Genomic DNA, 21,120 nt, shown 5'->3' with positions numbered 1-21,120 from the left:
CGGCATTTTTAATACTATATTTCCTCCATTTCTTGAAGTAAAAGCCTTACAAAAGCCCTTCAATGAGGCAAGTAATCGCAATGGTTTTCGATGGGGAGAGTAATCGCAGTCTCAGCCCCAGTCCCAGCCAATCACACGACGATAAACCATATTATATGAGTTTACATGATAGTATCCTTAGCATATTTAGTTTTTCTCCTTTTAAAGCAAAATTCAATTGTTGACATGAAATGCATTTCATACATTATGATTTACGTTAAAAGGAGCGATAAAAAAATGAAAAATAAAAAAATCATCTTTTTTGATATTGATGGGACATTAGTGACAGAAGATAAGATTATTCCGGAAAGCACAAAAAAATCCATCCAGTACCTGCAGGAGAAAGGCCATTATACTGTGATAGCTACTGGAAGAGGTCCCAGCATGTTTCATCATATCCAAAAAGAATTAAATATTTCCTCTTATGTAGCTTTCAATGGACAGCTGGTGGTATGTGACGGTTTCGAGGTTCATTCGGAAACATTAGATTCCGAATTTGTAGATGATATTACTGCATATGCTAATCAATATAATCATGCAATTGGTTTTGGAAACAAAAAAGGCTTTATGATTACACATGCTAATCACCCACTTGTAAAAGATAATTTTTTGCATTTAAAATTAGACTATCCTGCAGTTGATCCCAATTATTACAGAAAGCATATAGTAAACCAGTTGAATTTATTCTGTACAGAGCAAGAGGAGGTTATCTATAAAGAAAAATACACAGATTATACGTTTGTTCGCTGGGGAGACTTTGGGGCAGATGTACTGCCTTCAGGATCTTCAAAAGCTCTAGGTATTCAAAAATTTATTGAGTATGCAGGTATAGACCTTGAACACGTTTATGCTTTTGGAGATGGCAAAAATGATATAGAAATGTTGTCACTAGTGAGGAACGGGGTTGCCATGGGAAATGCAGTCAGTGAATTAAAGGACGTAGCTTCTTATATCACAACAGATTGTGACCAAAATGGGATTTTATATGGATTACAGCACTTAGAACTTATTGAGCCATCATTTGAAAATCATAAGTACGATTCACCTATAGAAAAACCTTAAATGAAGCTAGATAAGTTGAACTAATGGAGAACAGAGATGATTTGTCTATTTAAAGTGAAAAAAGAAGCTGCTTCAGCACAGATTTTTCTTTCATAAGATGGATAATATATTAAAAATCATATAGAGAAGCAAAGGCCTTCAAACATCAAATCACCTTTCCTTTAGAAATCCAGTTTAAAGATATGTTTTTTTGCTTTAAAGAAACTGAATTTGTAAATGTTCGATAGTGCTTTTAATAGTGGGGTAAGTATGAAAAATAGATATGATTCCTACAAATTAAAAAAGTAGTGAAACGGAAATTTAATTTTAACTTTTCTATCCCACTACTTTTCTTTTATAAAATTTTTTCACTTACTTCCCTACTTCAAACAAAACCTTCATTGCTTTCTCTTTACCACTGGTTATTTTTTGAAATATATTTGGACCTTCTTTTAAAGGTAAGTAATGAGAGATCATCGGCTTCGTTCTTAGCTTTCCTTCTTTAAGAAATTGCAGTGTTGTCGTAAACTCTCTGCCCGGGAATGGAGCAGATACCGCATTCCATGATCCCCGTACAGTTAATTCCTGTCTGACGATTCTCTCAAAATAAAATCTTTTTAAAGTAATATCGCTATATGGAATTCCCAGAAATAAGACCTCTCCACCTTTTTTGGGAGCTGCAAATACTTCCTCTGATGTCTGAATGGAACCAGCAGCTTCAATAGCTAAGTCCACTCCATTATCATCTGTCAGTTCCATTAATTTCGAATAGGTGGACACACTTTTTTCTGGTTTTATTATTTCATCTGCTCCTAGCTCTTTGGCTAATTGGAGCTTTTCCGAATCAATATCAATAGCTACAACTTTTTCTGCTCCAAATAATTTAGCCCACTGACAAGCAAGTAAACCAATGGTTCCACAACCATATACTGCCACTGTTTTTCCCGGCTGAAGCTTTGTCTGAAAAAGTCCATGCAGGACAACAGAGGATGGTTCTATTAACGCTGCTTCCTGAAAACTAACATTGTCTGGTAATTTCAATACATTTTCTGCTGGAACCTTTGTATAAGAAGCAAACCCCCCTGGCTCTTTTGCTCCGATTACTAATAAATTCGGACATGCAGCAAAAAATCCAGACTTACAGGCTTCACACTCCCCGCATTTTAGTTGCGGACATACTGCAATGCGGTTACCAACTTGAACATTTGTCACCCTGCTTCCTGCTTCTTCAACAACTCCTGAACATTCGTGTCCAAAAATATTTCCTGGTGTCAGAGGTCCGAGTTTTTTATATCTGGATAAATCAGAACCACAGATTCCCGCATACTTCACCCTAATAATCACTTCATCATCTTTTTCTAACCTGGGTCTTTCCTTTTGTTCATAACGAATATCACCAATTCCATAAAAAGCTAAAGCTTCCATCTAATCATCCTTTACCTTCCAAATGATTTTTTAAATTGTAAACAGGCAAATAAAATGTTTGATAAAAATCCTGAAGTATTTTTACACTTTCTGCTTTAGGTGTATATGTTTTTATTTCCGCTTCTGGAAGTGTTTCCACCAAGCCTTGTTTCCAGCCACTTAACATAGCTGCTCCCTTGGCCACCGCTTCTTCCTCCTCGTAAGCTATGATTTCTGCTTGAAGAATATCTGCTTTCAACTGCAGCCAAAGCGGATTTTTTACTGCCGGACCAATAACTTTTATTCTGTTGATTTTAGCATTCAGATACTGTTCATAGACACCTTTTAACTGCTTTAATTCAAAGCAGAGTCCTGCAATCATCGAAACAAGAATATCATTATCCGTTGATTGATCCGTCAGCCCATAAATCATTACTTTAGAAGAAGTGCTGCGAATTGGCGGCCCGCTTCCTCTTAAATGTGGAATAAACACTTGCATTCTTTCCAGGATAGGATGGAAATCAGCTGTGTATTCCTGATAGATTTCATCGCATAATCGCCCGACCTCTGTAATATCCTTATTAAATATTTTAGATATCCAGCTAAAGCTTTTCCCGGCTGTCGGCATAGACCCATAAATACTGTACGTCGATTCCAGGACATAACAGCCATTGGATATTAAGAATTTTCTGAACTCATTTGATAAATTAGGATTATCTGCTATTAATAATAGCCCTTCTGTTGTTCCTGTTGAGTTTAATATCTCTGTTTTCTTTTGTAATCCTGTACTGATGGAGCCAGCCATATGATCGTGTCCTGCTATAGAGACGGTGACATGATTGGGCAGCCCTGTCTTCTTAGAAATAGATTCTTTGATATTGGCAATCCTCGCTCCTGATTCTACAACATGAGGAAATGTTTCCACATCCAGTTCAAAGGTCTCAATGAATTTGTTATCCCATGTTTTCTTTGTTATATCAAATAACATTGTCCGGGCTGCTAAGCTCCAATCCGTAGCAAAAACACCTGTTAAGCGGGAAGCAATAAAGCCTGACATACAGGTCCATGTATGCATCCTATTAAATGCTGTATTTTCATGCCGCTTCAGCCATAGCAGCTTTGTTAAACTATGATTTGAGTGAGAGTTGATTCCAGTTACCTCATATAGTCTTTCTTCTCCTAAAATCTCTTTTGCTTCCTGAGCTTCTGTTTTCGTTCTTGGATCAAACCAGGCAATGGTCGGAGGAATAACCTTCTCCTGACTGTCCTGGAGCACAATCGCCTGTCCAAAGCTTGAAACAGTAATCTGCTTTATTTGCTGTGTGTCTTCTACAGCAACACTTAATTTCTGTAATGCTCTAAGAATATTCCCCCAAAGCCGCTCTGCATCTATATCTGTTTCTGTACCCTTAACCAATTGAGGTGTCGCAAATTTGACTACTTCTGCTAATTGAAAATCTGGCAGCTGATATAAGCATACCTTTGTATTTGTAGTACCGGCATCGATGCTGATGATATACATTTTTAACGGTTCAATGCCTCAAATTTAGTTATAGCAGTTTCCTTTACTGCTGTTTGCGCCTCTAATAATACAGAAATCAGATTATATTCATTCGGATTCTTTTCATAACGCTTTCCGACAGCTGTAATAAATGCTTTTCTTAAGTCACTTGCTAAATTGACTTTTCTTACTCCATAATCCTTCAGCTTTGCCAATGCTTCATCCGGTATGCCCGAACCGCCATGAATAACCAATGGAACATCTACTTTTTCATTTATCTCTTGAAGAAGATCAAAATTCAGGTCTGGAGCATGATCAATACCATGAATATTTCCAATGGAAACAGCCAATAAATCTATACCGGTTCGATTCACAAAGTCTTTACATAATGAGGCATCTGTTTGGGCTGCATCTTCTGCCACATGGTCGTCTTCTTTCCCGCTCAGCTCTCCTAATTCAGCTTCTACAAAAACACCCCGTTGATGACAATATTCCACAACTTCTTTTGTCAGTTTAATATTTTCTTCATAGTCTAAAGTAGAAGCATCGATCATGACAGAAGCAAATCCAGCGTCTACAGCTTTCTTGACATCCTCAAAACTCATACCATGATCCAGATGTAAAGTAACTGGAACCGATACTTTCTCTGCAGCTTTTTTGACAATTTCTGCAATATAGTCATAACCTGATAGTTTTACATTAGTTGGGGCAATCTGAACTATTACCGGAAAGCCTGTTTCTTCCGCTGCTTCTACAATCGCGATTGTCATCTCTAAATTGGTCGTGTTCATTGCCGGTGCAACATAATTTCCTTCCTCTAATGCTTCTAAAAAGCCATCCATCGCTTTATATGTCATATAAATTCCCCTTTCTATTCATTCTTCAAAACAATTTTTAAGACATTCTCTGTTTTCTCTTGTGTTAATTCAATTGCTTTACCTAAATTAGATAAAGGCATTTCATGTGTGATTAATGCTTCTGTATTAATCACACCCTTTTGAATTGCCAGGATAGCTTCTTCAAACTCGTATGGAGAAACACTGTATGTTCCAACGATAGATTTCTCATCATGGAAAAACATACTTGCATCAATTTCCACGGATGGTTTCATCGTAAATGGTGAGAAGCAAATCACTGTCCCGCCTCTTTTTAGAACATTCATTGCCTGAGGCAGTAGCGCCGATACACCTGCAGCAATAATGATGACATTAAATCCTGGATGATTTTGCTCCTCTAAATATGTTTCCAGATTTTTTTCTGCTGCATTAATGGTTACATCAGCGCCAAACTCATGTGCATGATTCAAGCGATGATCAGACACATCTGTTATGACAACTTCTTTCACTAATTTGTTTTTTAGAAGTTGAGAGTGAATCAAGCCAATTGGTCCGGCACCCATCACAAGCACTCGATCTCCTGCATGAATACCGACTGCCTTCTGACCATGGATGCAGCAGGCAACAGGCTCTGCGAGTGAAGCTTTGGAATAGCTCATTCCATCCGGAATCTTATAAAGTAAATGCTTCACATGTTCTTCCGGGAGCTTAATATATTCTGCAAACCCGCCTGGATGAATATTCGTCTTTTTGAATTCTGGACATAAGGTATAATGCCCTCTTGAACACTGCTCACATGTGAAACATGGAACATGAATACCGCCTGTAACCCTGTCTCCTGGCCTGAACTCCGAAACTTCTTTTCCGACTGCAACAACTTCTCCTGCATATTCATGGCCAAGTACAGAACCCGCAGGGACTAATTCTTCCGTTATTTTATGAATATCTGTTCCGCAAAGACCACATGCTTTCATCTGAATTAATATTTCTTTATCACTTATATCCGGTTTATCAACTTCTTCAAAACGGATATCATTTTTCCCATAAAAAACAGACGCTTTCAATGAATAACACTCCTTTTTATCTGATTATATTGATGATAATAATAAGTTTTTATTCTTTTAGCTGGCCGTTTTCATCAAAATCTCTTCTGCTAAGTTTATAAATATACCAAACAGCAATTAAGACAACAGGAATAGCTGTAATAGCAATCCAATTTCCTTGTGCTAACATAACAAGCCAGTATCTTACTGGGTTTCCTCCATCTAAAAAGCTGTTTATCATTGATGTTGCACCCTCCGGAAATTCATATTGAATACTTTCTGCTACGTTCGTAACAAGTGGCGCTAAATTCGATGCCAGGTATAGCGACACTATAATCATCGGGATGCCAATAATCGCTGACCGCACAATATTCTTGTTGGTAGCAACCAGAACCATTGCTAATGGAACCACAATGAATGGTAAATCTCCTAATGGCATGATAATGACACCTGGAAGAACAACAGCTAATAATATCGTAATCGGCACAAGCAGAAGTGCTGTAGAAACAACAGCAGGATTACCAATAATTACTGCTATATCAAGTCCAATATTTAAATCTTTACGATCAGGGAACCTTTTCTGTAAAAAGTTACGTATGGCATCGGATAAAGGAATTAAACCTTCCATAAGAATTTTAACCATCCGCGGCATAATAAACATAACTGCCCCTAAAGAAATTCCCAGTTCAATAATATTTCTAATTTCAAACCTGGCAATAATTCCAATAATAATACCTAAAATTACTCCAATCATCATCGGTTCCCCAAAGACACCGAAACGCTTTTTTATTGATTCTGGATCGGCATTCAATTTGTTAAGGCCAGGAATTAAATTTATGATTTTATCTCCTAAAATTCCAACAGGGAAATATATAACTGATGATAATGTCGGCAGAGAAATCCCAGGTAAGCCCATTCTTTTATGAATATATGGAGCAGACCAGTCAGCTAGTTTAAAAGTTATAACTGTAGCAATTGCGGCACCAAGTAATCCAAAAATGATGCTTCCTGTAGCTATATAGACTAACGAACCGGCAAATGCAAAGTGCCAATAGTTCCACAAATCAACATCTACTGTTTTTGTCCATTTAAATACCAACATGACTATATTGATAACGATAGTCAGTATGATTACAATAGGAGCAATTGGTGACGCAAATGCAATTGCTGCAAGCGGCGGCCAGCCTGTATCCATAACAGGGAGGTTTACTCCTGAGTTGTCTATCATCGCTTCAATTGCAGGGCCAAGACTTCCTGTCAGTAAATCGAGTACTAAAAATATACCTACAAAACCAAATCCAATAGTTAAAGCAGACTTTAATGCTTTACTGAAACTTACCCGAAAAGCGATAGCCATGATGAATATAATAATTGGCAGCATAACTTCAGGCCCGAAGCTGAGAATGTATTGAAAAGCATCTACTATTGTTTGTCCCATTATTTTCATCTCCTTCTTTTAAACTGTGTTTTACTTATAATTCCTTTATTTATTACTGAATTTTCAGATCAAAGCAACAAAACTATAATCAATAAAAGCTTATTTTAGGTACTCACCAAAATCTATGACTGACAAAACAGTATTTTTGTATTGATTCCAACCATAGATTTTTAGTGTTAACCCTCTTTTATCCTTTTAAAAGAGAAACAATTTGATCTAACACCTCTTGTTCCCCAATTCCAGTAAGGATAGGTAAAGCATTCACAACTGGTGTATTATAACCGCCTCCAACGTCTGAAGTAACAACAAACAAATCAACGGAATCATCTAATCCGGATAATTCACCCACTGTCGCTTGCCGAGAGTCAACATTAATCCCATGCTGCTCACAATGTTCTCTTACTTTTTCTGCTACCACCGTAGATGTTGCAATTCCACTTGAACACGCAAAAACAATATTTTTTTTCATTTTAATTTCCTCCAATTTTATTCTGATTTTAAATGTTTTTGTAAATAGTAATAAAGCTCATTTTGATCCATTGCGACCATTTTTTTCAGTACACCCTGCTCTTTAATCAGTTCCATGATTTGACGCAGAATATTTAAATGTTTCGTACTCTCTGACAACCCTAATAAAAATATTACTTTGACTTCAATTGTTTCCTTTGCATTGACCATGTTATTAAAAATGACAGGTTCTTTTAAAACAGCAATGCCTAAAGAATCCTTATTCACAAATTTTGGGTCTGTATGTGGAATTGCAATCCCGTAATCATAGGCTTCTATCCCTGTAGGAGCTTTCTTTTCTCTATCCAGAATACTCTCATAGTATCCCTCATTTACAAATCCGTTTTCTGAAAAAGCCTCAGACATCTTTTTTAGGGCTTCTTCCTTGTTGGAAGCTTCTAATTCTGTAAAAACAGCATTCTCTGATATCGTTATTTTTTTTGTCAAACTAAATCACCTCGTTTACAAAATGGTTAATAATCCCTTCCACATCTTCTTCAGAGCCTGCTTTTTTAATTTGATTAACCGTACTTTCATCTTCTGCAAGTCTTCTAAGTTGAAGTAATGGATTAATATGTTTTTCCTTATCCTCTGCTGCAATAAAACAAATCAAATTCATACGCTGACCATTGGGAAATTCTACAGGCTCTTTCAGATTTAACAGGCTCATTCCGAGCTTCAATACCCCCTCTTCAGGTTTTGCATGGGGGATTGCTATCCGGTTTCCTAACATAATATAATCTGAATTTCTTCTACAGTTCTCCATGACTGCGTCCACATAGGATTCTTTTATATGTCTCCTGTCCAACAGAGGCTGAGCAGCTCTTCTGATCGCTTCTTCCCAATTTTTCACCCTGTCCATCAATTGGATGGTATCGTTGGTTAAAAAATCATTCAATGTCCTTTCCATGTCATATGGATTGTTTCGGGCAGCAGCTGGATTTTGATCCAGTAAATATTTATTTAAACTGTCCATCAGCTTCATTCGATTTTTTATATCCGCATGTTCTTCAATAATGCTCATTATCGAATCCATATCAATACTTGAAAAAGAAAAACCATACAGCTCAGTAAAAACAGTTGATTGTAATTTTCTAATATCAATCTCACTCATAATTGGTTCGACCAGGAATTGTTTTACATCGGTATCCAATTTATCCGTTGTAAAGACAATATCTACTTCCCCTTCATAATTAGAGAATTCTCGAATCGACATAGGATTTAAAAATAAAAACTCTTTAAATATCGATGTTAAAGTCACATGAATCATAACGGATACAGAGTGACCGTTCGGACACACTACTGCTGCCAGTATCTTTTTGTTAAAGTCAATACCATGCTGTCTCAGCCAACCACCAATAATAATAGTTATATAGACTAGTTCACTTTCCGGTACTTTTTTATTTAAAGCGTTTTCAATCGGTTCTACAATTAATTTAATTACCCGATGAAGGTTGGTAAGTTTTTGATCAAATTTTAAAGCTAATGATGAATTATCAATAAGGTCAAATTTAATCCGGTAATACGCAGGCTTCATATGAATGTATAATTTTTCTACTAATAATTCCTTTTGAGGGATATCAATGACACTTACTCTTTCAAATCTATCAAGCATTTCCTGCAATGCCTTTTTGATGTTATTCATTGATTCACTGGTATAAAAATTCTTGGTAGAAAATACGTTCATAATCATCAACTGCAATGTTACGTAATGTAATTCACTTTCGTTAATAAAACGAAGTTCATGAAATACTTTTTTTACCGTATAATATTCTTTTTTATCTGCCAAATCAAACTTACTCATTTCGTTTTCTTCCACTGTCTTTCCTTGCCTTACCCGATTTTGCCAAACTGCTAAGCAATATGCTACTGTAGTAATCATATTGTCCGAAAAAGTGTAACCAAGTGTTTTTTCACATTGTTCCAATTTGTAGTAAAATCCTTTCAAATCTTCCGACTCTATATCTCCATACTTCTCTAACAGTTCTCTGTCTTTCCTGTTTTTCACGTACTGTTGGATAATATCAAATAATAACTTCCTTTTTTCATACTCACCTCCTAAAAGTTGATAGCCCTCTATTCTCGAATAATTTAATTCAATTTGATAAGGCTTAAGCTTTTTTTTGGCTTGCTTGATAACTTTTGTTATTGTGTTTCTGCTGAAATCCAATAACTCCGTTAAATGGGTAAGTGACAAATCCTGTGATCGGTTTAAAATGATAATTAATAGGATATCAACCCTCTCGTTTTCTGATAAAACATAGGAATGACCACCTTTAGTTTCTGAAAACATTTCTGTAATTTTCCCTGGTATGATAAATTGCCCTTTAGGAGTACGCTCAATCTGCACATGGTGAATATCCATTAAATGACTATTAATTTTTTCAAGACTATATTTTATTTGCCGTTGGTTAATACCCATCTTAGCTTCAAGTGACTTTAATGTTGCATTCGGATTGTTAATTAATTCCTGCAGCAATTGATTGCTTCTTTCATCGATATGCATTATTGCTCGCCTCCTGTTACATATCATTTTAGATTGCACCAACCTCAAAGTAAATTCAATTTCAGCCCAACCTTTATTATGCTCATTGTTTCACATGGTGATTTAGTGTTTTTATATTGCCCATTCATTGAAGTATATAGACTAATATATGCGTTCCTCTTTTATAACTATGAAAGCTGGGGCAGTTATGCTTCACCTACTTTGTTCCTTTTACGTTCTTATACTACCGGTTCCCATACACAATAATTCCCACACATCAATCAAGCGGGAAATACAAATAATAATAATAAAAGAATTATTTTAATCATTTTTACATATGCTATTAAAATAAATATGTCAGTTTGTTTACTATAAAGAGATATAGTGAATATGAATAAAAGATATACTGGCTACAGAACATAGGAACAAAAGGAGAACCCAATGGATACTATTTTCTTTGCTATTTTTTCGATCGTTTATTTCATATTGCTCCTATTAGCCATAAGGTTATTGAGGAGTCCTTATGCTCGAAGTACCATATACTTATTACCTGTTATCGCAGGTCTATTCTATGATAATACCCTACTTACTATAGGCGGTTTCATTGGAGAAGGAGATTTTTTAGAAAAACTAAATATTGCAAAGTATTGGATACATGCTTTCTTTACGCCTTTTCTTGTACTATTCGCATGGAAAACACTTGAGCAAGCAAACATGAAATGGACAAGAATGATTTCTGTCCAGATTTCTGCTATAGGCTTAACCGTATTACTCATACTTTTTGAATTATTTACTGAAGTATTTAGTCTTAACATCGAAGCCAAATGGGAATTTGGAGTGTTAAGTTATAAAAGCATGGAGCCTTCGAGCAGTCCCCCATTCATGATATTGATTGTCTCGCTCGTATTAATTGCAGCTTCCATCTTCATATGGATTAAGCAGAAATGGGTCTGGTTTTTTATCGGCTCCTTATTAATGATAATTGGAAGTGTTATTCAATGGCCTGTAAAGAGCGCTGCTATTACCAATCTTTTTGAGCTGATATTAATCATTTCATTACTTGGAACAGCTTATTTTCAGAAGAAAACTTAAATCAATGCGAAAAGCTTTTATTAAGGCCTGTTTTATAAACATGCTCTTAAATTATTGGAAGCATTTTTAAAGAAGGATGGCAGCAACAACTCTTTACAAATAAACGGTGTGCTGCCTTCTTCTTCATTAAGCCAAATTAAAAATCGTAACTACTCCAGCCAATTAATAATTTCTTCAATAATCAAATCCTGCTGTTTCTTTGGAGATATAGATGCCTCTAAATCATTTTTTTGTTCACCATACATACCAAATTGCGCATGATTTCCACCTTTAATTTCAACGTATTTAGTAGATTTCGGATTATAGATACGATTCTTTTCGATTTTATCCAAGGTACTTAGACCATCAAATTCTGCATAGATAGAAAGAGAAGGAATAGTCAGCTCTGATAAATTATTGCTATCGGTTGTATACGATCCCAGAAAAAATAATCCATCAACTTTGTCAGGATGTTTTTTTGTATAAGCCGCTGCCATTGATCCACCTAATGAATGTCCGCCAATATACCAGGTTGTAATTGATTCATCAAGTTGCATGACATCACCCGCTCTATTAACCCCGAATACAGCAAAATTTAATGGCATTGATGGAATGAACACATTATAGCCTTCGTTTGCTATTTGTTCAGCGAGATAGCTATATGCCAGTGTTTCTACTTTAGCACCGGGATATAAAATAATTCCAACCTCGGATGATTCATCCGGTGTGAAAACATATGTAGAGCCTTCCTTATTATCAGTTACCTCGGAAAGATCAACAAGCTCTTTAAGTTCATTGGTAGGCTTATATGTGATTTGTGACCAGATAAGAAAACATATAGCTGCTAGAGCAACTAACCCTCCAACGATTAACACGGTTCTTTTGAACATTTTCATGGAAAAACTCCTTCGTTTTAACTCTTGTATTATAATAGTTAACATTTGTAATTCAATACAATTCCTTGTAAATCATATCACATTATCGTTACGTATATTATTCCATATGTATCTGTTGTTAATTATTCAGCTATTTCTAAGTTTCATTCTTATAATCTTGATATATGACGTGAGATTTTCTACTTTATTACAGTATTCCTGGCTAGTGTAGTAGTGTATGCTGTCCTTATTCTATTTGTTCTGTTACTAACTTCTCATAAAGTTCTTTATTAGGTACACTTACTATTGCTCTATATTATTGACATTGATATATTATTATTTATTTAAATTGGGTTACTAGGGGCGAATTCTTTCTTCAATATTCGTCTAGATGAGAGCACTTCAATCTCTTCACATATCCAAACTAATTATAATACTTCGCTATTTTTTGTTTAAAGTTCAAAAAGAGAAAATAGTACATTCTCACATTTTCGGAAAAATTTAACTTCTATCATTATTTTTGTTAATGTATCTTTTTTATTCAAACCCCCCTTTTACAATTGACATTTTTTCAAAATAAGCATAAACTAAAAAACCATAACAAACTAAACTGATAGGAATTAGAGGTGTTAGAGATGTCTACATTGGCACAATCAGTTCCCAAACAATCAGCAGCAGCAAAAGAAGCGCCAAAACTGAATCCGCCTCAGAAAAAACTGGTTACAGGCGGAATCCTTGCTACATTTATTCTGACTATTTATTTAGCGGCCACACAACATATCGTTCAGCCGATGTTATTATTGATTGGTGTGCTGCTTGGATATACATTATTTCATGCACGATTCGGCTTCACTTCTGCTTTCCGGAGACTTGCTTCAGTAGGTAATGGCCAGTCTCTCCGGGCACATATGTTTATGCTGGCGATTGCATGTACATTATTTGCACCTATTCTGGCTTTTGGCTATTCCTTTTTCGGAGGAACACCTGCCGGTAATATTTCGCCAATCGGTATCAGTCTGATTGTTGGAGCATTTATGTTTGGCATCGGTATGCAGCTTGGTGGCGGCTGTGCTTCCGGTACACTTTATGCAGTGGGCGGCGGTAGGACCGTTATGTTTATTACCCTGTTGTTTTTTATCGTCGGTTCGACCATTGGTGCTGCTCATTCCACGTTCTGGATGGAAGATTTACCAGCGGCAGAACCTTTTTCTCTTGCAACCTCAACGGGGCTTGGCTACGGTGGAGCGTGGGCAGTTTCCCTGATGATTTTTGCCATCGTTGCTGGAATAACTATTTTAATTGAGAAAAAGCGGAAGCCTCCTAAAATGGCAGTCCTCCCTTCTGAAAAAGGATGGAAACGAATTTTCAGGGGCTCCTGGCCTCTTTTCGCAGCCGCTGCAGCATTGGCTGTTTTAAACGCTCTTACACTGCTTACTCGTGACAGTCCATGGGGCGTTACGGCAGCATTTACGCTATGGGGATCAAAAGTGGCAGAGGGGCTCGGCTTTAATGTAGAAAGCTGGGGCTACTGGGCAGGAAATACCGAAGCTCTTCACGCTTCCATTTTCGCTGATACAACTACTGCTCTTAATTTCGGTGTCATCTTGGGAGCTTTTATTGCTTCAGCAGCAGGAGGGCTATTCCGTTTTACGAAAATCACGAAAGGAAATACTGCTGCTTCCATTATTGGCGGTCTTTTAATGGGTTATGGTGCACGGCTTGCGTTTGGTTGTAATGTCGGTGCTTATTTCAGCGGTATTGCTTCCTTCAGTGCCCACGGTTATATATGGGGCGTGATGGCACTTGCAGGTACCTTCCTCGCTTTATATTTGCGTCCATTATTCGGTCTTTCGGTACCGAGACCCAGGGATTCATTTTGCTGATAGAACTGGGATTATGCAGGCATAATCCTTTCCTGATTTCAACAAGTGAAACCAGCAAACTTCATGAGTGGCAGGAAACTTGCTTCTTTATAGATAAAATAAGAAACACGAGAATCGGTACCACCTCTGAAAGTTAAAGTGGAAAATCTAACTTTCAGAGGTAACCACCATTCCCGTGTTTTTCTATTTCAAGTATTGCTTGAAATCTTCTATTGTTTCAAATTCATCTATATGATCCATTATGGTTTCCAGTGTACTTATTTCCTGTTCGCATATTTTTGTCTTTATACCTTCTGAAAGTGGAGCTGCAAATTTTGTGATTAATCGAATGGCAGTATTAGATAATGCATCTGTTTGCCCTTCCACTCTGCCTTCTTCTTTGCCCTCTGCTCTACCTTCTGCTTTACCTTCTGCTTTACCTTCATTCCGAAAAATCTCTGCTAAAGTCATTGCCAATTCGCTCCCTTCTTGATAAGTATTTCCTATATGGTTGATTATATCATAATATTGGTTTTTGGTTAGATGGCGATGGACACGGAAAATATAATAAAACAACGTTTCAAGGTACTCTGTTGCCGTTTTTTGATCCTGTAATTGCTGCAGATAATCAACAGCTCGATAAATGATATTCAATACGACTTGAAACTTGAACATCACTTTCACGGATATCCCGAATCACCATCAGTATGATTCGCAGGAACACATTCAATTGCGTATCCTCATCTTCGTAATCAGATACGTCGTACAGAAGAATTCATAATCAGGGGCGTATTTCTGCAGTTCCTGTGGGAAATCCTGATACCCTTCCAAAAGATTACTAAATGAACCTCCAGCATACCAATGCGTATTGCCATGATACAGAACAATCGGCATAATGAGTGGCAGCTTCTTCTCATCTTTATTATCTCGTTTGGTTTCTCATATCTCAACCATATATCGCAGTAATTGAAGATAGGTATAGTAATCATGATAGCTTTTATGCTCGAATAGAAAATATATGTAAGCGGGTTTTTGGTGAATTTTTGTCTGGAATAATAAATCGGAGAAATATTCTTGAAGGTCATGACTGACAAAGCTGCCTTTTTGGGGTTGTATGGATGTTACATCAATGGTTTCGCGATTAGAAGGCGATAAAAAATGTTCGATAAAATCTTTCGCAACATCCACATTTGAAAAGGTTTCTTTAAAAATTTTGTCATGCGGATTTTGGATCTGCAAGTTTATCAAGTCCTTTCACTATTTAAATGTGAAGATTGATATGAATAGTAGCTCTGTTTTATATTATCACATTCCCATAAAGGGAATAAATGTTCTAATTTCATGTTTTTCTATATCATTCACCATTATAATTCCATTTTATTAACAAAAACTATAATAGAAATCTCGATAAATAATTAAATCCACTGTATATTTTTCAAATTTAACCCCAAACTAAGTATCGTTGTTGATTCACATTCTAAATGGATAGGGATGATAATTAATGATGAATAATAAAAAAGGAATGACCACGTCACTGATTGCTGCAGGTGTAGCAGGCGCTGCAGCCTATGGAATAAGCATGGGTATGCAAAATGGATCATTTCAAAACATGTCACAAAAGCTTTCCAATTCCATGAATAGCTCCACAATGCAGGATATTGCAAAACCAATCCAGGATATGCTTTCTGGCGGTGATCAAGCAATGAATCAAGGTAATAGTGGAGGACAGAATCAAACACAATCATCATAAAGTGAGAATGCAGAAGCATTAGCTTTTATGATGCCAAAAAGGGATGGTCCACTTTGGAATCATCCCTTTTTTAATAGTTAGTAAAATATATAATTTGTAATGATTTCTTACTTATTCAACAGCTGCCAACCCAGCTTCAGGTGCCAGGAAACAGTATGGCTTCATTTATCTGTTACACCCAGGATTGTAATGTACTTAGAGATTTTTCAATTATCATTCCTTGATCATTATCCAATGTCGCTACATGGTAGCTCTCTTTCATAGAAATAATTTCTTTCTGCTCAGAAGCTATTCCTTCCAATATCATTTGAGCATTATCCGGAGGAACAACATGATCTTCCTCCGAGACAAAAATAAGCGCAGGACAGGTTACTTTCCCTAAGTTTGCTTTGGTTTCCTTCATCAGTTTCTTTATCTCTCCAATTGATTTTACCGGTGTTTTATCATAAGCTAACTCCACTACACCTGCTTTTTTAATATCTGAACCGATTGCGTCAATAAATCGTACTTTTTGATCTGCTTCCATCGATGGAATATCTACAGCTGCGTTGATTAAAATAATCCCTGACAAAGGATATTTTGCAGCTGTATTGAGTGTTAATGTTCCACCCATTGATAAACCGCACATAAAAATCGTATCACATCTTTCTTCAAGCCAGGAATATGCTTCTTCAATAGAGTTTACCCAATCTTGATACGTACATTTTTCCATATCTTCAGGAGCTGTTCCATGACCTTGTAATCTTGGACCATAAACAGTATAACCTGCATCCGCAAAGGCTTTTCCTATTGGATACATACTTTGTGTTGTGCCTGTAAAACCATGGGAAACGAGAACTCCTATGCGCTTTCCTTCAAAGTAAAATGGCTCTGCATCTTTTAAAACCGGATACTGCTCGTTCATTTATTTTTCCTCCTCCTGAAACTGATTTTTTATTCTTGCTGTTACATATTTTTAGAATAGAACGAATTAGATAATTCCACAAGTGATAGCGCTTTCTTTTTAATAAAAAAGCTTGAATTACTTCAAAAGCTCTGTTATTTCTTTATCAATCAAATTTTTTAAAGCTGTTAATTCCTGTTTATTTATTGTCTGCTTATCCGCCTCTTTCACCTGATAATTATGCAGCAGTTTTTTTATGATTGGAAGCATGTTCTCCGGACAATCCTCAAGCGCTCTTTCTCCTGCTTCCTCCTTCGATAAAATACAGCCCTCTTTTAAATACCAATAGAAACGCAGCATATTTAGCAGCGCATAAACAGGTTTATCCAAATAAGCAGCAAGACATTCTTCATAATCTGACTGTATTGATGAAATATAATCCGCTTTTGGAATTGCAGGAAATACACTAACGGCTGGTGAACCTTCCAGAGTAATTCCCCTATCCAAGAGAACTGCAATATGTGCAGCCAAATCTGCATCCTTCCCCCCACTCTCCTCTATCACTTGCTCTTTACTCATTTCCATATGCTCTCTCCAGAATTCGCTATAGTGGAAAATATATGGAAAGGGATGCTCCCATTTCTTTAAGTGGCTTTCTAATAAAAAGCTGATTTCAATCGGATAAGGTTGTTTGGATTGACATAGAAATAATACAGCCAGCTCCTGTTTTTGCTGTTTGCGCAATGTTTTATTCAAAACCACCAGTAAATCAATATCACTATTTGCAGGCTGAAAGCTTCCCATTGCTAAGGAGCCGTGCAGGTAGCAGCCGACGAATTGATTACCTGTAATTTGCTTTATTTCATATAGGAGATTATCTAAAAAAGGTTGAACAGACTCATTAAATGGATTTTCATTCTTCACTTCAGGCTGGCTCCTTTCCATTATTTATTATTTTCCTCTTATTTAGTACAATAGATTCAAAAGCCGCCAGCAAAAATGTGACATATAAGAAAGAGGAGTTTATTTGAATATAATCTATCGTCAAGAACAACCAAAGGATTACCTAAAAACAGAAGCACTTATTGAACAGTCTTTTCGAAACGAAAAAATGAGTGACCAGCAAGAGCATTTTCTAGTGCAGCGTATCCGCAGTTCTAATGCCTTCATTCCTGAGTTATCTGTTGTTGCAGTTAACCAGCAGGATGAAATTATTGGTCAAATCCTTTTTTCAAAAATAAGGATTGAAAATAAAGAACAAGCAATAGAATCGCTTGCTCTTGCACCAGTATCTGTACATCCAGATTATCAAAAACATGGCATCGGGTCTATGCTCGTGAAAAAGGGGTTGGAGAAAGCAAAAGAAGCAGGATATCATTCTGTCATTGTACTTGGACATGCAGATTACTACCCCCGTTTTGGTTTTAAACCAGCGAGCTTGTGGGGAATCGAAGCTCCATTCGATGTTCCGGATGAAGCTTTTATGGCGCTGGAATTAGAAAAAGATGCGTTAAAAAAGGTAAGTGGTGTCGTTCAATACTCTGAAGCATTTTCTGAGTAATAACCGGCTTAACAGACTCTCCGACAAAATAGAACATATATTGTCGGGTAACTGCCGCCCCTACTTGCTATCCTTAATAATACAGGGAGGTTATGATATGGATACGCTTGATTCAATGAATGCTGCTATCGACTATATCGAGGAACATTTAGATAAAGAATTGGATTATCAGCAGGCAGCCCAGATTGCCTGCTTTTCAGAACATCATTTCAAACGGATGTTTTCCTTTCTTTCCGGCGTTCCTTTATCTGAATATGTACGCAGGCGAAGGTTAACATTAGCTGCATTGGAATTACGGGATCATAACAAGAAGGTTATTGATGTAGCTTTAAAATATGGTTACCAGTCCCCTGACTCCTTCTCCAGAGCTTTTCAGGAGCTGCATCATACCTTGCCTAGTACAGTCAAGCATGCAAGAGTTACTCTCAAAGCCTACCCACGGATAACCTTCCAACTTTCGATTAAGGGAGATGTTGAGATGAAATATCGTTTTGTGGAAAAAAATGCTTTCAAAGCTGTAGGGTACAAGGAAATTATGCATCCAGAGAATGGAGATTTTAATCCAACCCTTTGGAATACGCTCACTGATGCAGATTATAGAAAGCTTCAAACACTTGAAAGAGAGGATACTGACTTAAGCGGTGTGCTGAATATTACTGTCAACACATGCCATGGTCCAGAGAAGAGCGAAGAAGCTCTGGAATACTATATTGCTGTTGTCACAAATCAACCTGCTCCAAATGATCTTGCTGCATTAGAAATATCCAAACATCTATGGGCTGTATTTGATGCTGAAGGAAAAATGCCTGATGCTTTAACGAATACGTGGAGCAGAATCTACACAGACTGGTTTCCAACCTCAGGTTACGAACTTACAGAAGCTCCGGAAATTGTAAAAAGTATTGATGATACAAAAACAGAAATTTGGATTCCTGTACGAAAAAGATAATGTATTTCATATGAATAAAACAGCCATTAAAACCGCTTTTTCCTATCCTGCGGCTTATGGCTGTTTTAGCAAATTTTTATCTTTTCTCATATATATTTATTAAAAAATCCCCACAAAGTCAGGGGGGCAACTCTGTGAGGATATATATATATAAGTAATGACATCTTTTACTGCATGATAACCCGCTTTGTAAAATCAATATCATCCGTAAAGATGCCATCCACTCCATACATCATGACACGCTGCTGTTCAATGAGCTGCGTGCGCTCATCCGTAAAAAACACATGAATTTCTTTTCCTTGCTGATGGAGTTCATCAACAATATCCCTCGTAACATTTCTTGATTCTATTCCAATAACATCCACATTTGCTTTCAATGCATCCTTTAAATCAAATTTATCTGTTCCATATAAAAGTGTTGAACGGATTTCTGGTGCAAATCCCTGCATTTTTTGAAGACTTTTCTTTGAGAATGATTGGAAGGTGACATATTTTGAATCTAATAAATCATACTCCTGAAGCAAGTCGATTAATGGCTCTTCCATTTTTGCCTCACCACCTACCAGCCGGGTTTCGATATAATAATGCTGATCCTGCTCAAATGTCATCAGTATTTCTTCAAAAGCGGGAACAGCTTCCTTATAGGTTTCCTGTCCAAACACCGCTATAGTGTCCAATTGCTTGATTTCGTTAAGCGTCAACTCTTCAGGAGCACCTGATCCTGTAGTTGTTCGGTCTAAAGTTGCATCATGAAGTGCAATTAGTTCATTATCCTTTGTCATACGTAAGTCTATCTCCAGCGAATCTGCATTAGCGTCTGAAGCTAGTTTATAAGCTGTCAGCGTATGTTCATTGAACATATTATTCGCTCCACGGTGAGCGATAATTTCTAACTCTCCGGAAGGTGCTTTAGGGTTAACCGCTGCACTTGCATACAATGTCTCTCCCTTATACGAGACTGTTGCCTGAGGTACAGCGGGTGTTGCTTCAAAAAAACCGGAGATAATAAATATTGCAATTACAAAAATGAGTAATATTCTACGCCATGGCATAGCGCTCACACCTGTAAAAGATGGCACGATCCGGATAATCTGTAATGATTCCTTTTACTTTTATATCCAGTAATTGCTTTAATGTATCTTTATCATTTACAGTCCATACTCGCAGTAGTCTCCTCCACTTGCTCCAATGATAAATATGCTGTAAAAATGTATCCACTCCAATATGCAGTGCTTCCAGCCCAAGAATATCAATATAATCCTCCGGGTGAGAAATTGGCTGGTTAATAATCCATGCCAGACGGGCGTCCCGATCATAATGACGTAAACGAATCAGCGTGGGCAGATGAAAGCTGGAGTAGATGACACGATTCTTTACATCAGGATATTTAGCAACATAATCCAGCAATTTTTCTTCAATATTTTCATATAAATTTTCATACGTTTTTAATTCAATATTCAATGCAACATCTGGATACGTACTAACCAGCTGAAGCACTTCTGCTAATGAGGGAATTTTTTCTTCCTCCCAGCTCTTATCATACCTCTGGAACGATGAAAGATAGGGATGATTCCATTGTAATTCCCGAATTTCTGAAAAGGTATACTCTGTTATGGCTCCAAATCCATTCGTTGTCCGATTTAGTGTAGCATCATGCATCACAGCAAATTCACCGTCCACTGTCATGTGTACATCTATTTCTAAGCCATCCACACCAGCTTCGAGTGCTTTTTCAAAACTAAGCAATGTATTTTCCGGGTATACACCCATCATGCCTCGGTGACCATATACTTTTGTCAAAATTATCCCTCCTGAAATAGAGTTGATATAATAGAATATAGATTCATTCAACAGGACTCCTGCTGCTAACTATTT

20 protein-coding genes and 1 pseudogene are annotated in these 21,120 nt (G+C 36.8%); 6 read left to right on the top strand and 15 right to left on the bottom strand.

The window, feature by feature from the left end; all coding sequences use genetic code 11:
- The first annotated feature begins 276 nt into the window (after positions 1–276).
- Positions 277–1,101 carry a Cof-type HAD-IIB family hydrolase gene (locus MHH51_RS03540; protein ID WP_339284515.1) on the top strand — a complete coding sequence of 275 codons (825 nt, stop codon included), beginning with the start codon at positions 277–279 and terminating at the stop codon, positions 1,099–1,101.
- 351 nt (positions 1,102–1,452) lie between these two features.
- Here MHH51_RS03540 and MHH51_RS03535 read toward each other — a convergent pair whose 3' ends face one another.
- From MHH51_RS03535 to MHH51_RS03500, 8 genes are all read right to left on the bottom strand, one after another.
- Complete coding sequence (locus MHH51_RS03535) at positions 1,453–2,505, bottom strand: galactitol-1-phosphate 5-dehydrogenase (RefSeq protein ID WP_147209336.1); 1,053 nt, start codon at positions 2,503–2,505, stop codon at positions 1,453–1,455.
- A 4-nt stretch (positions 2,506–2,509) separates the two neighbouring features.
- Complete coding sequence (locus tag MHH51_RS03530) at positions 2,510–4,006, bottom strand: FGGY family carbohydrate kinase (protein ID WP_339284513.1); 1,497 nt, start codon at positions 4,004–4,006, stop codon at positions 2,510–2,512.
- Positions 4,007–4,008: 2 nt separating this feature from the next.
- Entirely contained in the window at positions 4,009–4,842 is an 834-nt protein-coding gene (locus MHH51_RS03525; protein WP_246145056.1) for a class II aldolase, read from the bottom strand.
- A 14-nt stretch (positions 4,843–4,856) separates the two neighbouring features.
- Positions 4,857–5,885, bottom strand: a complete 1,029-nt coding sequence (locus MHH51_RS03520) for an alcohol dehydrogenase catalytic domain-containing protein (RefSeq protein WP_156985797.1) — start codon at positions 5,883–5,885, stop codon at positions 4,857–4,859.
- Positions 5,886–5,934: 49 nt separating this feature from the next.
- A complete protein-coding gene (locus MHH51_RS03515; protein ID WP_147209330.1) occupies positions 5,935–7,302 on the bottom strand; it encodes a PTS transporter subunit IIC in 1,368 nt (455 codons plus the stop codon).
- A 187-nt stretch (positions 7,303–7,489) separates the two neighbouring features.
- Entirely contained in the window at positions 7,490–7,771 is a 282-nt protein-coding gene (locus MHH51_RS03510; protein WP_147209328.1) for a PTS sugar transporter subunit IIB, read from the bottom strand.
- Between the two features lie 17 nt (positions 7,772–7,788).
- Positions 7,789–8,256: a PTS sugar transporter subunit IIA gene (locus tag MHH51_RS03505; protein ID WP_156985799.1), complete on the bottom strand. Its 468-nt coding sequence runs from the start codon at positions 8,254–8,256 to the stop codon at positions 7,789–7,791.
- A 1-nt stretch (position 8,257) separates the two neighbouring features.
- Positions 8,258–10,315, bottom strand: a complete 2,058-nt coding sequence (locus tag MHH51_RS03500) for a BglG family transcription antiterminator (protein WP_339284506.1) — start codon at positions 10,313–10,315, stop codon at positions 8,258–8,260.
- Positions 10,316–10,735: 420 nt separating this feature from the next.
- Between MHH51_RS03500 and MHH51_RS03495 the strand changes: the two genes are divergently transcribed.
- Positions 10,736–11,386, top strand: coding sequence for a hypothetical protein (locus MHH51_RS03495; protein ID WP_156985801.1), 651 nt, complete (start codon positions 10,736–10,738; stop codon positions 11,384–11,386).
- A 149-nt stretch (positions 11,387–11,535) separates the two neighbouring features.
- Here the strand turns inward: MHH51_RS03495 and MHH51_RS03490 are convergent, their stop codons facing one another.
- The gene (locus MHH51_RS03490; RefSeq protein WP_339284504.1) at positions 11,536–12,261 is read right to left on the bottom strand and encodes an alpha/beta fold hydrolase; all 726 of its coding nucleotides are present in this window, start codon (positions 12,259–12,261) and stop codon (positions 11,536–11,538) included.
- A 614-nt stretch (positions 12,262–12,875) separates the two neighbouring features.
- Between MHH51_RS03490 and MHH51_RS03485 the strand changes: the two genes are divergently transcribed.
- On the top strand, positions 12,876–14,123 hold the full coding sequence (locus tag MHH51_RS03485) for a YeeE/YedE family protein (protein WP_156985803.1): 1,248 nt from the start codon (positions 12,876–12,878) through the stop codon (positions 14,121–14,123).
- Between the two features lie 183 nt (positions 14,124–14,306).
- On the opposite strand, the gene MHH51_RS03480 is transcribed toward MHH51_RS03485, so the two are convergent.
- Together MHH51_RS03480 and MHH51_RS03475 are read right to left on the bottom strand one after the other, a co-directional pair.
- Positions 14,307–14,780 carry a hypothetical protein gene (locus tag MHH51_RS03480; protein WP_339284503.1) on the bottom strand — a complete coding sequence of 158 codons (474 nt, stop codon included), beginning with the start codon at positions 14,778–14,780 and terminating at the stop codon, positions 14,307–14,309.
- Positions 14,781–14,828: 48 nt separating this feature from the next.
- Positions 14,829–15,341, bottom strand: a pseudogene (locus tag MHH51_RS03475) (Rpn family recombination-promoting nuclease/putative transposase).
- A 262-nt stretch (positions 15,342–15,603) separates the two neighbouring features.
- Between MHH51_RS03475 and MHH51_RS03470 the strand changes: the two are divergent.
- Positions 15,604–15,852 (top strand): hypothetical protein, encoded by a 249-nt coding sequence (locus tag MHH51_RS03470; RefSeq protein ID WP_156985807.1) that lies wholly within the window; start codon positions 15,604–15,606, stop codon positions 15,850–15,852.
- Between the two features lie 172 nt (positions 15,853–16,024).
- On the opposite strand, the gene MHH51_RS03465 is transcribed toward MHH51_RS03470, so the two are convergent.
- Positions 16,025–16,756, bottom strand: coding sequence for an alpha/beta fold hydrolase (locus MHH51_RS03465; RefSeq protein WP_156985808.1), 732 nt, complete (start codon positions 16,754–16,756; stop codon positions 16,025–16,027).
- 117 nt (positions 16,757–16,873) lie between these two features.
- On the bottom strand, positions 16,874–17,659 hold the full coding sequence (locus tag MHH51_RS03460) for an aminoglycoside adenylyltransferase domain-containing protein (protein WP_198048605.1): 786 nt from the start codon (positions 17,657–17,659) through the stop codon (positions 16,874–16,876).
- 103 nt (positions 17,660–17,762) lie between these two features.
- Between MHH51_RS03460 and MHH51_RS03455 the strand changes: the two genes are divergently transcribed.
- Together MHH51_RS03455 and MHH51_RS03450 are read left to right on the top strand one after the other, a co-directional pair.
- Positions 17,763–18,296, top strand: coding sequence for an N-acetyltransferase (locus tag MHH51_RS03455; protein ID WP_339284500.1), 534 nt, complete (start codon positions 17,763–17,765; stop codon positions 18,294–18,296).
- A gap of 97 nt (positions 18,297–18,393) precedes the next feature.
- A complete protein-coding gene (locus tag MHH51_RS03450) occupies positions 18,394–19,245 on the top strand; it encodes an AraC family transcriptional regulator (RefSeq protein WP_339284498.1) in 852 nt (283 codons plus the stop codon).
- 167 nt (positions 19,246–19,412) lie between these two features.
- Here MHH51_RS03450 and MHH51_RS03445 read toward each other — a convergent pair whose 3' ends face one another.
- Together MHH51_RS03445 and MHH51_RS03440 are read right to left on the bottom strand one after the other, a co-directional pair.
- Positions 19,413–20,297 carry a glycerophosphodiester phosphodiesterase family protein gene (locus MHH51_RS03445; RefSeq protein WP_147209296.1) on the bottom strand — a complete coding sequence of 295 codons (885 nt, stop codon included), beginning with the start codon at positions 20,295–20,297 and terminating at the stop codon, positions 19,413–19,415.
- The gene (locus MHH51_RS03440; RefSeq protein ID WP_246145055.1) at positions 20,284–21,045 is read right to left on the bottom strand and encodes a glycerophosphodiester phosphodiesterase family protein; all 762 of its coding nucleotides are present in this window, start codon (positions 21,043–21,045) and stop codon (positions 20,284–20,286) included. Before MHH51_RS03440 ends, MHH51_RS03445 begins: the two co-directional genes overlap by 14 nt.
- Positions 21,046–21,120: the final 75 nt, after the last annotated feature.

Origin of the sequence: Oceanobacillus sp. FSL K6-3682 (assembly GCF_037976165.1) — a bacterium.
In the GTDB taxonomy this organism is placed as follows: Bacteria; Bacillota; Bacilli; order Bacillales; family Amphibacillaceae; genus Oceanobacillus; species Oceanobacillus sojae.
Note: the sequence above shows the minus strand (reverse complement) of the source record. Positions and strands in the feature narration are given on the sequence as shown.

Coding starts and splice junctions, on each gene's coding strand:
- MHH51_RS03445 (WP_147209296.1), bottom strand. CDS start 20,297: ATGCCATGGCGTAGAATATTACTCATTTTTGTAATTGCAATATTTATT.
- MHH51_RS03515 (WP_147209330.1), bottom strand. CDS start 7,302: ATGGGACAAACAATAGTAGATGCTTTTCAATACATTCTCAGCTTCGGG.
- MHH51_RS03485 (WP_156985803.1), top strand. CDS start 12,876: ATGTCTACATTGGCACAATCAGTTCCCAAACAATCAGCAGCAGCAAAA.
- MHH51_RS03495 (WP_156985801.1), top strand. CDS start 10,736: ATGGATACTATTTTCTTTGCTATTTTTTCGATCGTTTATTTCATATTG.
- MHH51_RS03500 (WP_339284506.1), bottom strand. CDS start 10,315: ATGCATATCGATGAAAGAAGCAATCAATTGCTGCAGGAATTAATTAAC.
- MHH51_RS03490 (WP_339284504.1), bottom strand. CDS start 12,261: ATGAAAATGTTCAAAAGAACCGTGTTAATCGTTGGAGGGTTAGTTGCT.
- MHH51_RS03525 (WP_246145056.1), bottom strand. CDS start 4,842: ATGACATATAAAGCGATGGATGGCTTTTTAGAAGCATTAGAGGAAGGA.
- MHH51_RS03530 (WP_339284513.1), bottom strand. CDS start 4,006: ATGTATATCATCAGCATCGATGCCGGTACTACAAATACAAAGGTATGC.
- MHH51_RS03510 (WP_147209328.1), bottom strand. CDS start 7,771: ATGAAAAAAAATATTGTTTTTGCGTGTTCAAGTGGAATTGCAACATCT.
- MHH51_RS03465 (WP_156985808.1), bottom strand. CDS start 16,756: ATGAACGAGCAGTATCCGGTTTTAAAAGATGCAGAGCCATTTTACTTT.
- MHH51_RS03470 (WP_156985807.1), top strand. CDS start 15,604: ATGATGAATAATAAAAAAGGAATGACCACGTCACTGATTGCTGCAGGT.
- MHH51_RS03450 (WP_339284498.1), top strand. CDS start 18,394: ATGGATACGCTTGATTCAATGAATGCTGCTATCGACTATATCGAGGAA.
- MHH51_RS03540 (WP_339284515.1), top strand. CDS start 277: ATGAAAAATAAAAAAATCATCTTTTTTGATATTGATGGGACATTAGTG.
- MHH51_RS03535 (WP_147209336.1), bottom strand. CDS start 2,505: ATGGAAGCTTTAGCTTTTTATGGAATTGGTGATATTCGTTATGAACAA.